The 14,585-nt window shown below is 62.7% G+C and carries 11 protein-coding genes and 1 pseudogene; 10 read left to right on the top strand and 2 right to left on the bottom strand.

Going from position 1 to position 14,585, the window contains the following annotated elements:
* Together AB5Y85_RS06715 and AB5Y85_RS06720 are read right to left on the bottom strand one after the other, a co-directional pair.
* A pseudogene (locus AB5Y85_RS06715) lies at positions 1–2,358 on the bottom strand (translocation/assembly module TamB); the annotation flags it as partial.
* Between the two features lie 61 nt (positions 2,359–2,419).
* The gene (locus AB5Y85_RS06720; RefSeq protein WP_100646312.1) at positions 2,420–4,195 is read right to left on the bottom strand and encodes an autotransporter assembly complex family protein; all 1,776 of its coding nucleotides are present in this window, start codon (positions 4,193–4,195) and stop codon (positions 2,420–2,422) included.
* A 514-nt stretch (positions 4,196–4,709) separates the two neighbouring features.
* On the opposite strand from AB5Y85_RS06720, the gene AB5Y85_RS06725 reads away from it, so the two are divergent.
* From AB5Y85_RS06725 to mltB, 10 genes are all read left to right on the top strand, one after another.
* The gene (locus AB5Y85_RS06725; RefSeq protein WP_043818464.1) at positions 4,710–5,084 is read left to right on the top strand and encodes a hypothetical protein; all 375 of its coding nucleotides are present in this window, start codon (positions 4,710–4,712) and stop codon (positions 5,082–5,084) included.
* Positions 5,085–5,207: 123 nt separating this feature from the next.
* Complete coding sequence (locus AB5Y85_RS06730) at positions 5,208–5,486, top strand: peptidylprolyl isomerase (protein ID WP_033136755.1); 279 nt, start codon at positions 5,208–5,210, stop codon at positions 5,484–5,486.
* Between the two features lie 179 nt (positions 5,487–5,665).
* The gene (locus AB5Y85_RS06735; protein WP_257687355.1) at positions 5,666–6,340 is read left to right on the top strand and encodes a DUF1499 domain-containing protein; all 675 of its coding nucleotides are present in this window, start codon (positions 5,666–5,668) and stop codon (positions 6,338–6,340) included.
* A gap of 25 nt (positions 6,341–6,365) precedes the next feature.
* The gene (locus AB5Y85_RS06740; RefSeq protein ID WP_257687354.1) at positions 6,366–6,947 is read left to right on the top strand and encodes a carboxymuconolactone decarboxylase family protein; all 582 of its coding nucleotides are present in this window, start codon (positions 6,366–6,368) and stop codon (positions 6,945–6,947) included.
* On the top strand, positions 6,947–9,100 hold the full coding sequence (locus AB5Y85_RS06745) for an FAD-dependent oxidoreductase (RefSeq protein WP_257687353.1): 2,154 nt from the start codon (positions 6,947–6,949) through the stop codon (positions 9,098–9,100). Before AB5Y85_RS06740 ends, AB5Y85_RS06745 begins: the two co-directional genes overlap by 1 nt.
* A 17-nt stretch (positions 9,101–9,117) precedes the next feature.
* The gene (locus AB5Y85_RS06750; RefSeq protein WP_257687352.1) at positions 9,118–10,338 is read left to right on the top strand and encodes an ABC transporter substrate-binding protein; all 1,221 of its coding nucleotides are present in this window, start codon (positions 9,118–9,120) and stop codon (positions 10,336–10,338) included.
* Between the two features lie 77 nt (positions 10,339–10,415).
* Entirely contained in the window at positions 10,416–12,050 is a 1,635-nt protein-coding gene (locus AB5Y85_RS06755) for an ABC transporter permease (protein WP_257687351.1), read from the top strand.
* Between the two features lie 23 nt (positions 12,051–12,073).
* Complete coding sequence (locus tag AB5Y85_RS06760) at positions 12,074–12,724, top strand: ATP-binding cassette domain-containing protein (RefSeq protein WP_257687350.1); 651 nt, start codon at positions 12,074–12,076, stop codon at positions 12,722–12,724.
* A 16-nt stretch (positions 12,725–12,740) separates the two neighbouring features.
* Complete coding sequence (locus AB5Y85_RS06765; protein ID WP_257687349.1) at positions 12,741–13,382, top strand: CDP-alcohol phosphatidyltransferase family protein; 642 nt, start codon at positions 12,741–12,743, stop codon at positions 13,380–13,382.
* Positions 13,383–13,486: 104 nt separating this feature from the next.
* Positions 13,487–14,578 (top strand): lytic murein transglycosylase B, encoded by a 1,092-nt coding sequence (gene mltB / locus AB5Y85_RS06770; protein WP_257687348.1) that lies wholly within the window; start codon positions 13,487–13,489, stop codon positions 14,576–14,578.
* Positions 14,579–14,585 lie beyond the last annotated feature (7 nt).

The following is a 14,585-nucleotide window of genomic DNA, read 5'->3' on the forward strand; positions in this document are numbered from 1 at the left end:
ATGCAGGGTCGGCTGATTGCCACGCCAGCTGGCGCGGCCATCGGCGGAGAGCATCGCCTGCCAGCGGAAGTTGTCCGGCAACCAGGGGCGCAGCCGCTTGAGATCAAACTCGCTCAGGGCAAACTCCAGAGTCCCCTGGGCAGCGGAAACCTGACTCCCCTTGACGCAGAGGCTGGCACCCTGGGAGCCGAGGCAGAGATCCCCCATCGCCAGCCGCTGACGCGGCAGATCGAGATCCAGCGCCCAGGGGGAGCTCAAGTCCCAACGGCGCAGCGGGGTTTTCAGCCGCAACTCGGAGAGCGCCCCGCGCCAGTGATCCCCGCGCACGCCGCCACCCAGTTTGAGGTTGGCCGCAACAGGGTCACCCTTCATGGTCAGTGTCAACAGATGCTGACTGATATCGCCGCTGAGGTTCAGGGCCAGCTGGCTGAGCTTGGTTTCGCCCTGTTTCAGCTGCGCCACCAACAACGCGAGCTCACCGGCCGGTTTGGCGCCGATCACCGCATTGCCCTTGAGGCTAATACCCTTCAGGTCGGTGCCGGCATAGTAGAGCCGGTTGGAGGCCAGATCCGCATCGATTTTTGGCGTCTGCTGATTGCCACTGACCTTCACCTGTCCCTTGATATCCCCTTTCAGGCCGGGATAGATACCCCCCAGCTGGGGAGCCTGCAGGTTGGCATCGAGCTTCCATTGGGCAGTGCTGATGCTGCCCTTGGCCTGCAACTGGTTGGGGCCACTTTGCAGCGAGAGCGCCGGGATCTGCCACTCCATCTTGTCATTACCGCTAAGCTCCCCCTTGAGGGCCAGCGGGTACTGGTTGAGTTTGCCATCCACCTTGAGCTTGGGCAGTTTCAGCTCCCAGTGACCCGCCTCGTTCATCACGAAACGGCTCTCCAGCTCACCGGCCAGCGTCCCTTTCAGCTCAGGCAGCAGCTCGGCCGGATTGATCCCCTTGAACAGGGTGGTTCCCTGCCACTCGATCCCCTTGTTCCAGGCGAGCTTGCCATCGAGTTTGAGCTCCCCCTTGAGAGCGTTGAGCTGCAAGGCGATCTTGCTGAGCCGCTCCAGATCCCCCTTGCCGTCCAGCGCAAGCTTGAAGGGGGGGACATCGGTCCCCTTGCCGGAGGTATTGAGGGCAAACTGGTAGCCGGAGAGCTTGCCCTTGGCGGTCAGGCTCCCCTTGTCCAGCCGATAGCTCGGCTCATCTTTGGCAGGCTTGTGAAGAGGCCAGCCGAGGCTCTTCCAGTCGAGGGCCACATCAAAAGGCAGAGCCGGGTCGAGGGCGGCCAGCGAGCCCTTGAGACTGGCGGCGACCGGCCCCTTGGCCGACAACGCCAGCCCCAGCTTGCCGACCGAACCGCTCAGCGCCAGCGTGGCCTGCTCCCCCTGCAGCTCGCCATCCAGCAGCCCCTTGCGGGCCTTGGCATCCAGGGTCACCGCCAGCGGGTAGTCGTCACTGAGCTGGATGTGCCCCTTGAGCGCCAGATCGGCCATGGCATGGCGCAGCGAGAGCTCGCGCACCTCGATGCGATCGTCGGCAGCGGTGGCCGAGAGCAGCAGCCTGTCGAGCCCTTCGATCAACTCGCCCTGCTTATATTGCACCCGGGTCGCGCTGACCCCTTCCAGCTTGATGGGGAAAGGAAGATGAATGGCGGGCAGGAGAATGGGGGCAGCCTTTGCCGTATTTGCAGCTGGCGCCCCTTTGCCCTGTTTGGCTGTCTCGGCGCTGGCCTTGTCGTTGCGCGCCACCGCAGCACCGGCTTGCTTCTCGTTAGCGGCCGGCTGCTTGGCAGATTTGGCTGCGCTGGCGGGTGCCGCGTCATCCAGCGTCACCGTCAGGTTATCAAGCACCGGGCCGCGTACAATCAGCCCCTTGCGGTTGAGGGTGGCGCCGATATCGAGGGATCCCAGCGTCACGGCAACACCGGGTACCGCCAGATCGAGGTCAGCCACCTTGAGGCTGTCGACCTGGATCTTGAGTGGCAGCGGGCGCCAGACAAAGGGTTCGGAAGGCTCTTCCGGCGCAGGCTCGGAGTCGGCTACCTTCACTACCGGATGGGTCACCGCCAGGGATTTTATCCAGAGCTTGCCCTGCAGCAACTTGCCCAGATCCCAGTCGAGCACGGCGCGATCCACCGTCACATCCACCAGCTCATCCTGCCAGCCGACCCCTTCCAGGGTCCAGCCATAGCCAAGCTGACCGGCCACCAGCTCCCCCTTAAGAGAAGGAAGCGCCCCTTTGGCCTGTTGCCACAACCACTTGTTGCCCTGATGGGTAAAGCCCAGCAGGCTGACACCGATGAGCAGCAGGAACACCAGCCCCATCAGCCAGAGAAAAATACGTTTTAGCCAGATCACAATGCAGACCCCCGCGCAAGATACAGCCGCAGCGGCCAAAGAAAAAAGCGTTTAGACAACATCATAATTCAGGCCCCAATGCGAAATGCAGCCGCAAGGGCTTGTCCTCCTCCGATACCCCGACCGCCAGATCCAGCCTGACCTGACCGATGGGGGTGACCCAGCGCACACCGACGCCGGTACCTATTTTCCAGGGTTCGCTGTAATCGGTGGTGGAGGTGCCGCCATCCACAAACATGGCCCCCAGCCACTTCTCGCTGAAGCGGTAGTTGTATTCCAGACTGGCCACGCTGGTGTAGCGGCCACCGGTCAGCTTGCCATCCGGCCCGGTGGGGGAGATGCTCTCGTAACCAAAGCCGCGCACCGTCTGATCGCCACCGGTAAAGAAGCGCAAGGACGGCGGCACCAACGAGAAGCTGTCACCTATGATGGCCCCCTGCTCGGCCCGCATCAGGAATCTGTGGTTATCGCCAAGAGTTCGCAGCCACTTGCTGCGCCCCCACACCCGCATAAAGCTGATGTCGGAGCCCCATCTGGGATCGGAGAACTCCAGCGTCAGCTGCTGGCGATCCCCCCAGTCGGGCACCAGGGTGCCGCGCACCCGCAGTCGGGACCAGGAGACCCCGGGGATCAGCAGCAAGCTGTTCCCCTCGTCGGCGCCCTGGGTATAGATCTCGTTCTCCAGCCGGATAAAGACGTCCCGATCCCAGCTCTCCGGCCGTCGCGTCCAGCGGTGCACACCGATGGTAGTGAGATCGGAGCGGGTATCGTTGTTGTCCTTGTACTGGTAGCCGGTCTGGATGGAGTAGTAGTCCCGCAGCGGGTTACCCACCGGGATCTGGTAGTCAAAGCTGAGCTCTGCCTCCGGCGCCGACACCTTGGCGGTGGCAAACAGACGATGACCGTAGCGGTTGACCCAGGGCTTCTCCCAGGTGGCACTCATCCGCGGGCCTACGTCGGTAGCGTAACCGATACCTGTCTCGATTTCGTGATCGACCCGGTTATCCAGCGTCACCGCAATGGGCACCCGATAGTTGCTCGCCTCGCTCAATACCGGCTTGATATCGACCTGACGGAACAGCTTGGTGGAGGAGACATCCTGCGACATCTCGGCCAGACGGATGGCGAGATAGGGGTCGCCGCTCTTGATGTTGATAAGCGGGCGAATAAGGTGAAGCGCTTCGGGGGTTGCATCGTAGCGGATCTCGCCAAAACGGTAGCGATGGCCCGATTCGAACAGAATAAAGATCTCTGCCGTCCCCTTGTCCGGGAACACCTTGACCTGACTCTTGCTCAGCTTGGCATCAAAGTAACCGCGGGCCAGCCCGAGGCTGCCCAGATCGGCCTTGATGGATTCATATTTGGCGTGGTTGAGGGGCTCCCCCTCTTTGAGGGGCAACTTGTCCAGCAGGGCGCTGTAAAGCTCGTCGCTGCCCGCATCCCCCTCCAGCAGAATATCGAGGCGGGAGACGATGACCGGCTCCCCCTTGTCCACCTCAATCACCACTTTGGACGGGGTTTTCTTGTCGCGACTCAGGGTGATTTTCGGCTGGTAGTAGCCATAAACCTGCAGTGCCTTTTGCACGCTCTCGGTGATTTTGGCTCGAGCCGGGCGGTATTGCCGCTCCTGATAGACTGGCAGGGCATTGAGATAGGCTTCGACGTTATCCTTGTTCTCCCCTTTCAACCCCTTGACCTGATAGGTGAGCTTGGCGGCAAACGCGGGCGAAGCCAGCAGCGACAGCAACAGGCCCACCCCCAGTACCCGCAGGCCGCGGCGAAACGCAGAGCCAGACAGTGAACGCCCTGCCAGCAGGGATGAAATGCATCCTGTCAAAGGTCAATATTCCTGAATCTGTGGTGAAGGAAACCGGCGCCCTTTCGGGCCAACCCCGAATGCGGCGCAGCACGCCATGCAGTGCATGGCCGTGACACAAAAATGCGCGCCAGAAAAATGGCGAACCTTATCCTAACATAGGCATCGGCCAGCGACAGCGCAGCACCATTGGCAAATTCGCCATATCTTTTAAGAGGTTGACCACAAATCACACATTTTGGTGACAATGACGACGCCCGCTTTCCCGATGGAAGCGAATTGACCTGCCCTGAATAAGGCTCACCCCACCATCAGGCACCATTTGTCACCTCTCCTCCTCTCTTTGCAACCAGAAACCCACCACGACAGAGTTTGTCGGCATCACCCCACCCTCACCGTTTAACAGGCCCGGCACACCCTAAAGCCCGCCGTAGCGGGTGATTAAGAATTGCTCGTTCAGCGCAATCGAATTATCCCGCTGCCTTTGCAGACGTCCCTCCCTCACACTTGAACCATCAACTGAAGGAGACACATCATGCATGCACGTAGCGAACAGATGGCTGACTATATTGCCGATCGTCTCGAGTTCATCACCTTTCTCGCCTGTTGCAGCGCCCTGCTGGCCCTGCTGACCGGCATGAGTGGTCAGCAGGCGCTGGCTTTTACCGCCCTGAACCTGCCGTTTGGCCTCGGCATTCTGCTGGCGATGGCGCTGCTGGCCCCCCTGCCCGTCCACTGGCGGCTGCCGGGCATCACCCTGCTGCTGGCAGGTTGCGCCCTGATGACCCTGCAACTGGGGGGTGAGTGGCTCAATCCGCTGGCTATCTGGAGCCTCTACGCCCTGCTTGGGCTGGAGATCATCTGGCAAGCGCGCCCCCGCGCCGTGCTGGCCACCCGCGCTCGCCAATAATACGGCCGATAAAGGGCGGGCTGTGATGGCTGACGCCGGTGGCAAATTGGGGTACTCTTGCGCCCCGATTTGCTACCACCCTTGGCGTTAACAACCTTCGCCATCACTCCCAGGAGCGCCCCGATGAAAAAAGCCTGTGCCCAGCACATTCTGGTCAAGACCGAAAAACAGTGTCTGGAGATCAAGGAGAAGATCGAGAAGGGAGCCGACTTCGGCCAGATGGCCAAGCGCTTCTCCACCTGCGCCTCCTCAAAACGCAGCGGCGATCTGGGGGAGTTCAATAAAGGGGATATGGTCAAGCCCTTCGACGATGCGGTATTCAAGGGCGAACTGCTCAAGGTGCTGGGACCGGTGCGCACCAAGTTCGGCTTTCATCTGATCAAAGTGCTCTATCGCAACTAAGTCATCGCAACTGACCATTTTCTCGGTGAAGCTCCCGTCAGGCTGGCTTCACCGACCTCTGCATCTCCCTCGCAAAACTGACCAAAACCACGCCAAACTCTCATCAATTTACTAACGTTATCAGGCAATTAAGTTTATCCTTCTCGGCATTGTCCACATTCGACGATGGATCCCGTGCTATGCCCCGCTCTTGCTTGTGGCCCCTGCTGGCCTGGTTACTCCCGCTCGCTGGCGCCCTCGGCAGCCGCCTTCATCTCTGGCCCTGGTGGATCGGTTTTGCGATCTGTCTCATCGGAGCCATTCTCTCCCTGATCTTGCTGGTGCGTCTGCCCTGGAGCCGCAACCGCTACGCCAGCGGCCTTGGCGCCTTGCCGCTACTGCTGCCCCTGACATTTGTGGCACAGGCGCTGCGCATGCCGCTAATCAATGATGTGAGCACAGATCCCTACAATCCCCCCCAGCTACGCTGGGCGGCAGAGCTCAGAACGGCGCAGGATCTGCCAATAAATAGCGCACCGCTGAAAGCAGTTGAGGCAAAACCCGGTCCTCTCTTTACCAGGGCTTCTCCTGCCGAAGTGGTGATTGAAGCCAGCGAACTGATGCAGGAGCTGGGCTGGCAGGTGCGACCCAGCCCCGACGGTCTGGATGCGGTGGTTACCACCGGCTGGTTCGGCTTTCAGGATGATGTGGCGCTGCGGGTCTTTGCTGGCCCCAAAGAGACCCGCATCGATATGCGATCAGCCTCCCGTCAGGGGCAAAGCGATCTGGGCACCAACAGGGCGCGGATCGAGGATTTCCTGACCCGCCTGAACGAGCGCCTCGGCCAGGCCTACAAACCCAATTTGAAACCGTAAGTGTGAAACAACAAGAAGGTAACTGATGCGCGTTGAGGTCAAACCCGACCGGGAATATGCCTGGTTTATCCGCCCCTTTTTCTGGCTGCAAAAGCGCAACTATGGTCAGGTGCTTATTCCGGGCAAGTGCTGGGGCCGCTCGCCGCGCCTCTTTGCCGCCGTCGCCACCCTCTACGGGGTCATCAACCGCAAGCGCTCCCCCATCGACCCCGTGCTGCGCTCGCTGGTGACGGTGCGGGTCTCCCAGCTCAACTGGTGTCGTTTTTGCGTCGACATCAACGCCATGACCCTGGTAAAGAGAGCAGGTTCAAGCGAGAAGGTGGAGGCGCTCGCCAACTGGCGCGAAAGCCCGCTGTTCGACGAGCGGGAGCGCGCCGTGCTCGACTACACCGAGGCGATGACTGGCCTCGATGGGGTCAGCGATGAACAGGCGGCCCGCCTCAAGCTCTGGTTCGATGACGATGCCATGGTGGAGCTGACCGGCCTTATCGCCTTCCAGAACATGTCGGCCAAGTTCAACGCCGCCCTCGATATCGCGCCGCAGGGCTTCTGCCAGCTGCCGGTGCAACCGGAACGCCCTGCCCAGCCAGACAGCAAGGACGCCTGATGAACCGGACCCGCCTGCTGCTTGCACTGCTGATGGGGAGCCTTATCGGCGCCTTTTTTGCCCTCGATCTTGGTCGTTACCTCACTCTGGAGGCCTTGCAGGCCCAGCAGGCGGCAGTGGCGCAATGGGTCGACAGCCACTTTGTCTCGGCCAGCCTGCTGTTCGTGCTTATCTATGTGCTGAGCACTGCCCTCTCCCTGCCCGGCGCCAGCCTGCTCACCCTGGGTGGCAGCGCTGTGTTCGGCGTCGCCTGGGGGCTGCTGCTGGTCTCCTTTGCCAGCACCCTAGGCGCAACCCTGGCCTTTCTCAGCGCCCGCTTTCTGCTGCGCGACTGGGTGATGACCCGCTTTGGCGGCAAGCTGGCCACCTTTCAGTCCGGCATGGCGAAGGAGGGGGCCTTCTATCTGCTGAGCCTGCGCCTCATCCCTATCTTCCCCTTCTTTCTGGTCAATCTGCTGATGGGGCTCACCCCCATCAGAGTCAGCACCTACTACTGGGTCAGCCAGCTTGGCATGCTGCCCGGCACCTTCGTCTATGTACTGGCGGGCAGCGAGCTTGGCCAGTTAACCAGCACCGGCAATATCCTCTCCCCCGGCCTGATGGTCGCGTTGACCCTGCTCGGCCTGATGCCCTGGCTGGTCAAGAAATTAACCACACACCTCGCCCAGCGGCGCCTGCTCGCCCCTTACCGCAAACCCGCTCGCTATGACTACAACCTACTGGTGATAGGTGCCGGTGCAGGTGGGCTGGTTACCAGCTATATCGCGGCAGCGGTGAAGGCCAAAGTGGCGCTCATCGAGAAGCACAAGATGGGGGGCGATTGCCTCAATAGCGGTTGCGTCCCCTCCAAGGCATTGATCCGCAGCGCCCGCTTTGCCGCAGAGCAGCGTAAAGCCGACGAGCTGGGCTTTAGCCCAAGCCACTCCCGCGCCGATTTTGCCTCCGTGATGGAGCGGGTAGCGGAGGTTATCAAGGAGGTCGAGCCCCACGACTCCATCGAGCGCTATCAGGGGCTTGGAGTGGAGTGCATCGAAGGGGAGGCGCGGCTGGTCTCCCCCTGGGAGGTGGAGGTTAACGGCCAGCGTCTTGCCAGCCGCCATATCGTTATCGCCACCGGCGCCCGGCCGCTGGTGCCCAAGCTGCCGGGGCTGGAACAGGTGCCTTACCTCACCTCGGATAGCCTCTGGCAGCTGCGCACCCCGCCGCGCCGCCTGCTGGTGCTGGGCGGCGGCCCCATCGGCTGCGAGCTGGCCCAGAGCTTCGCCCTGCTCGGCATTCCCGTGACCTTGGTGGAACTCTCGGAGCAACTGCTGCCCCGCGAAGAGAGAGAGGTAGCCGACGCCCTGGCTGGGCAGATGAGCCGCGATGGTGTACAGCTACTCACCGGCTGGTGCGCCGAGCAAGCCGACTATCTGCCCGCAGCCGAGGGGGATCTCCCCATCCGGCTGCAACTGCGCCGAGGCGATGAGACACAAGTGGTTGAAGGGGATCAAATGCTGCTGGCATTGGGTCGGGTCGCCAATGTGAGCGGCTTCGGGCTCGAAGCGTTGGGGGTCGAGCTTGCCCCCCGCGGCACCATAGCGGTCGATGGCTTCCTCGCCACCAACTTCCCCAGCATACTGGCGGTGGGAGACGTAGCGGGCCCTTACCAGTTCACCCACTTCGCCGCCCATCAGGCCTGGTATGCGGCGGTCAATGCCCTGTTTGGCCAGTTAAAGCGCTTTCGGGCCGACTATCGGGTCATTCCGGCTGCCACCTACACCACGCCGGAGATTGCCCGGGTCGGCCTCAATCGCAAGGAGGCCGGGGCGCAAGGCATTCCCTTCGAGGCGACCCGCTTCGAGCTGGCCGAGCTGGATCGCGCCATCGCCGATGGGGAGCGCCACGGTTTTGTCGAGGTGCTGACCGTGCCGGGCAAGGATACTATCCTTGGCGCCACCATAGTGGGCACTCACGCCGGTGAACGGATCGCCGAATTTGTGCTCGCCATGCGTCACCGCCTCGGTCTTGGCAAGATCCTCGGCACCATTCACGCCTATCCCACCCTGATGGAGGGGAACAAATATGTGGCGGGTGAATGGAAACGGGCCCACCAGCCCACCCGGGTGCTGGCGTTGCTGGCCCGTTATCACCGCTGGCGCCGTGGCGCCTGACAATCAGGGAAACGTTTATGCTCAAGCCATTCTCACTGCTCGGCTCACACCTCAACTCGCACCGCAACTCTTGGCTCAAACAGCGGCTAAATGCGCTGCTGTGCGCCCTGCCACTGCTGGCCAGCGCCCCGCTGTTAGCCACCCCTCACGACAACTGGCAACGGACACTTGAGGAGGCGAAGGGGCAGACCGTCTACTTCAACGCCTGGGGTGGCAGCCCGGAGATCAACGCCTATCTGGTGTGGGCCGGGCAGGAGCTGGCGCGCGACTATCAGGTCAAACTGGTGCAGGTGAAGGTGGATGACATTGCCCAGAGCGTCAGCCAGCTGCTGGCCAACAAGCAGGCGGGCAAGCAAGCTGGCGGCCCCATCGACCTGCTCTGGGTCAACGGCGAGAACTTCAAGGCGCTCAAGGAGCAGGGGCTGCTCGGCGCTCCCTTTACCGCCGAGCTACCCAACATGGCGCTGGTCGACAGCACCCTGCCGGTGAGTGAGGACTTCACCCTGCCGGTGGAAGGGCTGGAAGCCCCCTGGGGCATCGGCCAGCTTAATCTGATGGTCGACACCGAAGAGGTCGCCAGAGCGCCCACCTCGGCTGCTGCCCTGCTGGCGTGGGCCAAGGCCCATCCCGGTCGCTTCACCTATCCCAAGCCGCCCCAGTTCCATGGATCCAGTTTTCTCAAGCAGATCCTGCTGGAGTTGACGCCAGACCCGGCCCCCCTCTATCGGGAGGCGACCGAGAGCGATTTTGCCCAAGTGACCGCCCCGCTCTGGGCCTGGCTCGATGAGCTGCATCCGGTACTCTGGCGCAAGGGAAAACTGTTCCCCACCAGCGCTGCCGAGACCCGCCAACTGCTCGATGATGGCGAATTGGCCATGGCCATCAGCTTCAATCCGCAGGAGGCGCAAAGCGCCGCCCAGATTGGCGCCCTGCCCCCCAGCGTGGAGGCTGTCGCCATGAAAAAAGGGGCGCTCACCAACAGCCATTTTCTCGCCATCCCCTTCAACGCCAGTGCCCGTGCGGGTGCCAAGGTGGTGGCCAACTTCCTGCTGAGTCCGGCGGCGCAGGCGCGAAAAGCCAATCCGGCTTTCTGGGGTGATCCCAGTGTGCTGCGGGCCGATGCCCTGCCTGACTCAGCCAAAGAGCAACCGGCACTGCGCTTCAAAGCGGTGCCCGAGCCTCACCCCAGCTGGCAGCTCAAACTGGAAGCGGCCTGGGCCGAGCGTTACGGCCACTGATGAGTGCCTCTGGTCACCCGCTTTCCCGCTCCCGACCGTGGCGCCGCATGACACGCCACCCCAGTATGAGTACGGGGATGGCGGTCATTTATCTGGCGATCTTCGTCATCCCTCTGCTGGCGGGGTTGTGGCAACTGCTGGCGGAGGGGATGGCCGCCTCTCATCTTGCCTTGCTTCTGGCCCAGCCAGGCCTGTGGCACTCCGCTGCGCTGAGTCTGTGGATTGGCGCCGCCTCAACCCTCGGCAGCCTGCTGTTGACCGCCCTGCTGTTGGCCCACAGCGACAGCCGGGCTTTCGGGCTGCTCCGTCGCCTCCTCTCGCCCATGCTGGCCATGCCCCACGTCGCCTTTGCCATCGGTTTTGCCTTTCTGCTCGCCCCCTCCGGCTGGCTGCTGCGGCTCGTCTCGCCAGCTCTGACGGGGTTTGATTTCCCCCCCGATTGGCAGACCATCCGCGACCCTTGGGGGCTCGGGCTGATTGCACTGCTCGTTTTCAAGGAGACCCCTTTTTTGCTGCTGATGGCGATGGCCGCGCAGCAACCCATCCTGCTGGCACGCCAGCAGTGGCTGGGGGCGAGCCTCGGTTTCAGTGCCCCCCAGATCTGGTGGCGCCTGCTGCTGCCAGCACTCTGGCCTGCCCTGCGCCTGCCCATCTATGCGGTGGCGGCCTACGGAGTGGCGGTGGTGGATCTCGCCCAGCTGCTCGGGCCCGATGCCCCCACCCCGCTGGCGGTGCGGTTGTGGCTCTGGTATCAGGACCCGGATCTACTCTGGCGCGGCGCCACCGCCAGCGGCGCCCTGCTTTTGCTCGCCATCACGGCGTTGCTCATCGCTCTGCTCAGATTACTGGAGTGGCTTCATAAAGAGATGGGCAAAGGCTGCTGGCTCGATGGCAAACGAGCTGCGTCCCACTCCTTTGCCAACCGGCTCGCAGCAGGCTTTGCCTTCACCCTGATCACCCTCAATCTGGCGGTGCTGGTGGCCCTGCTGCTCTGGTCGCTGGCGCGCCGCTGGCCCTTTCCCGCCCTCTGGCCCAGTCAGTGGAGTGGTCACTACTGGCTGGATCTGCTGCCAACCCTGCTGCCGCTGCTGGCAACCAGCGCACTGCTGGCGCTGGTGAGCGGCTTGCTGGCACTGGTGATGGCGGTGTGCAGTCTGGAGGCACAAGCCAGCCGCCGCCCCTGGCCGCTCTGGCTTATCTGCCTGCCACTGTTGCTGCCGCAGGCAAGCCTGCTGTTTGGCATCCGGCTCGGGCTGGACTGGCTTGCGCATGACTCGATAAGCAGCGGCATTGGCTGGGGCTGGGTGCTCTGGAGCCAGCTGCTGTTTGTCTTTCCCTATGTCTATTTGTGCCTGCACGGCCCCTATCGCCAGTTCGACCCGCGGCTCACCCAGAGCGCCCTGCTGCTGGGGGCAACGCCATGGCGAGCCTGGTGGCAAGTGAAAGCGCCCCTGCTGGCGCGCCCGCTACTGTTTGCCTTCAGCGTCGGGGCAGCCGTGAGTTTGGCCCAGTATCTGCCGACCCTGCTGTTTGGCGCGGGCAGAGTGGTCACCATCACCACGGAAGCGGTGGCCATCGGCAGCGGCCTCAACCGGCGGCTGGCGGGGCTCTACGGCCTGCTGCAACTGCTGTTGCCACTCGTTATCTACCTGCTGGCACTCTGGCTGCCGGCGCTGATCAATCCGGCGCTCAAGGGGGGCGGCTCACGATGAACTCTCATGATGGAAATAGCCATATGCTGAGCACCACGCCTCTTAGGCTTTACCTTGATGAAAATCTGCTGCTCTCGCTGCCCGCTCTGCAGGTGGCCCCCGGCGAGGTATTGACCCTGATGGGGCCAAGCGGCTGCGGTAAAAGCTCCCTGCTGGCGGGGCTGGCCGGGGTACTACCCGGCGCACTGACAGGAAATGGCCCGATCCGGCTGGAGGGGGAGATAAGGCTCGGCGAGCGGCCACTCAACACCTTGCCTGCGCAAGCGCGGCGCATCGGCATGCTGTTTCAGGATGACCTGCTGTTCGACCATCTGACGGTGGCGGAGAACCTGATGTTCGGCATGCCTGCGATCATCAAGGGAAAACACGCACGGCGGGAAAAGGCGTTGGCCGCATTGGCGCAGGTCGCACTGGCAGATCAGGCTGACAAGCTGCCGCAGCTGCTGTCAGGGGGGCAGCGGGCGCGGGTCAGTCTGCTGCGGGCACTGTTGGCGGAACCCGACGCCCTGCTGCTGGACGAGCCCTTCTCCCGCCTCGACAAGCCGCTGCGGGCCGCCTTTCGCGAGCTGGTGTTCGCGCAGATCAAGGCGCTGGCCATCCCCGCTATTCTGGTGACCCACGATGCGGAAGACGCACCGGGCACCATACTCAACCTCACCGAATGCCACTGTTAACCGAGGAGTGTTCACCTTGTTTGATCGCCATCTGATCCCCGTGATCCGCAGCCCCCTCACCCAGCTTGCCAAACCGCTCTGCCGTGCCGGGATCAGTGCCAATCAGGTGAGCCTCACCGGCTTTGCCATCGGCATGCTGGCGCTGCCGCTGCTGGCCTTTGGCTGCTATCCGTGGGCGCTGGCGGCCATCCTGCTCAACCGGCTGCTGGACGGGCTCGATGGCGCCGTGGCGCGGGAAACCGGCATCACCGACTGCGGCGGCTTTCTCGACATCACCCTCGACTTTATTTTCTACGCCGCCGTGGTGCTGGGCTTTGCCCTCGCCGCCCCCGCCAATGCGCTGCCCGCCGCCACCCTGCTGTTTGCCTTTATAGGCACCGGCTCGAGCTTTCTGGCGTTTGCCATCATGGCGGGCAAACGGGGGATCGATAATCCGGTCTACCACCACAAATCTCTCTACTATCTGGGCGGCCTCACCGAGGGGAGCGAGACCATCGCGCTCTTTGTGCTGATGTGCCTGTGGCCCGCCGCCTTCGCCCCGCTCGCCTACGGCTTTGCCCTGCTCTGCGCCATCACCACCCTGACCCGACTCTGGAGCGGCTACCACACCCTGCGTCACCCCCAGCGCGAAACAGCACAGCCCTCACAGAAGGGCTAATCCATCGCACGATGAATTGGCGGCAAACAAGGCGCACGGAACACTTGCACGGGGATGACAATGTTTTACCATTGCGACACTTTATCAGTCTCTTTGAGAACCCTATGCGTCGCCTTGCCTCTCTTCTCACTCTGTCATTATTCCCCCTGCTCGGTGGCTGCAGCAGCGCCCCCGCGCCAAAGCCCGTGGTCGTCCCCCAGCCCAAGAGCGCCTTTATCAATCAGGCGCCATCGAGCAAACCCGTTTATACACAAGGGGTTAGCAAGGGGGACTTCGCCAATCGCCCCAACGTGGACCGGTTCGTCCAGAAGATGGTCGAGAAGCACGGTTTTGACAACGCCCAGCTGCATCAGGTGCTGGCACAAGCAGAGCGTTACGACTGGATCATCCGCCTGATGGATGCCCAGGCGCCGACTACCGCCAAGCCCACCGGCCCGACCGGTGCCTGGAACCGCTATCGCGCCAAGTTCATCACCCCGGACAACGTACAGAACGGCGTCAACTTCTGGCGTGAATACGCAAGCGAGCTGAACCGGGCGGAGCAGATCTACGGGGTGCCGCCGGAGATCATCGTCGGCATTATCGGGGTGGAGACCCGCTGGGGCCGGGTTATGGGCAAGACCCGCATTCTGGATGCGCTGGCCACCCTGGCGTTTGATTACCCACGCCGCGCCGAATTCTTCACCAGCGAGCTGGAAGCCTTCCTGGTGATGACCCGCGATGAGGGGATGGACCCCACCGAACCCAAGGGCTCCTATGCGGGCGCCATGGGCTACGGCCAGTTTATGCCCTCCAGCTTCCAGCGCTATGCGGTGGACTTTGATGGCAACGGCCACACCAACCTGTGGGATCCGGTGGATGCCATCGGCAGCGTCGCCAACTACTTCAAGGCCCACGGCTGGGAGAAAGGCCAACCGGTGGCGGTGCGCGGTCAGGGCCAACTGCCCGGCTATGAGCATGGCTTCCAGACCCGCTACCCGGTGGCCACCCTGCGCCGCGCAGGGCTGACGCCCACCAGCACCCTCGGCAACCACCGCGAGTCGAGCCTGCTGCGCCTCGATGTCGGCACCGGCTACCAATACTGGTACGGCCTGCCCAACTTCTACGCCATCACCCGCTACAACCACAGCACCCACTACGCCATGGCGGTATGGCAGTTGGGTCTGGCGGTGAAAGAGGCCAAAGGCGGTTACTGAGTCAAGC

Source organism: Aeromonas sp. R3-1 (genome assembly GCF_040908345.1).
Classification (GTDB): Bacteria; Pseudomonadota; Gammaproteobacteria; order Enterobacterales; family Aeromonadaceae; genus Aeromonas; species Aeromonas veronii.

Excerpts from the sequence above, each read along its gene's own strand:
- AB5Y85_RS06760 (WP_257687350.1), top strand. The coding sequence starts at position 12,074 with ATGCTGAGCACCACGCCTCTTAGGCTTTACCTTGATGAAAATCTGCTG.
- AB5Y85_RS06735 (WP_257687355.1), top strand. The coding sequence starts at position 5,666 with ATGCCCCGCTCTTGCTTGTGGCCCCTGCTGGCCTGGTTACTCCCGCTC.
- AB5Y85_RS06730 (WP_033136755.1), top strand. The coding sequence starts at position 5,208 with ATGAAAAAAGCCTGTGCCCAGCACATTCTGGTCAAGACCGAAAAACAG.
- AB5Y85_RS06745 (WP_257687353.1), top strand. The coding sequence starts at position 6,947 with ATGAACCGGACCCGCCTGCTGCTTGCACTGCTGATGGGGAGCCTTATC.
- AB5Y85_RS06750 (WP_257687352.1), top strand. The coding sequence starts at position 9,118 with ATGCTCAAGCCATTCTCACTGCTCGGCTCACACCTCAACTCGCACCGC.
- mltB (WP_257687348.1), top strand. The coding sequence starts at position 13,487 with ATGCGTCGCCTTGCCTCTCTTCTCACTCTGTCATTATTCCCCCTGCTC.
- AB5Y85_RS06740 (WP_257687354.1), top strand. The coding sequence starts at position 6,366 with ATGCGCGTTGAGGTCAAACCCGACCGGGAATATGCCTGGTTTATCCGC.
- AB5Y85_RS06755 (WP_257687351.1), top strand. The coding sequence starts at position 10,416 with ATGGCGGTCATTTATCTGGCGATCTTCGTCATCCCTCTGCTGGCGGGG.
- AB5Y85_RS06725 (WP_043818464.1), top strand. The coding sequence starts at position 4,710 with ATGCATGCACGTAGCGAACAGATGGCTGACTATATTGCCGATCGTCTC.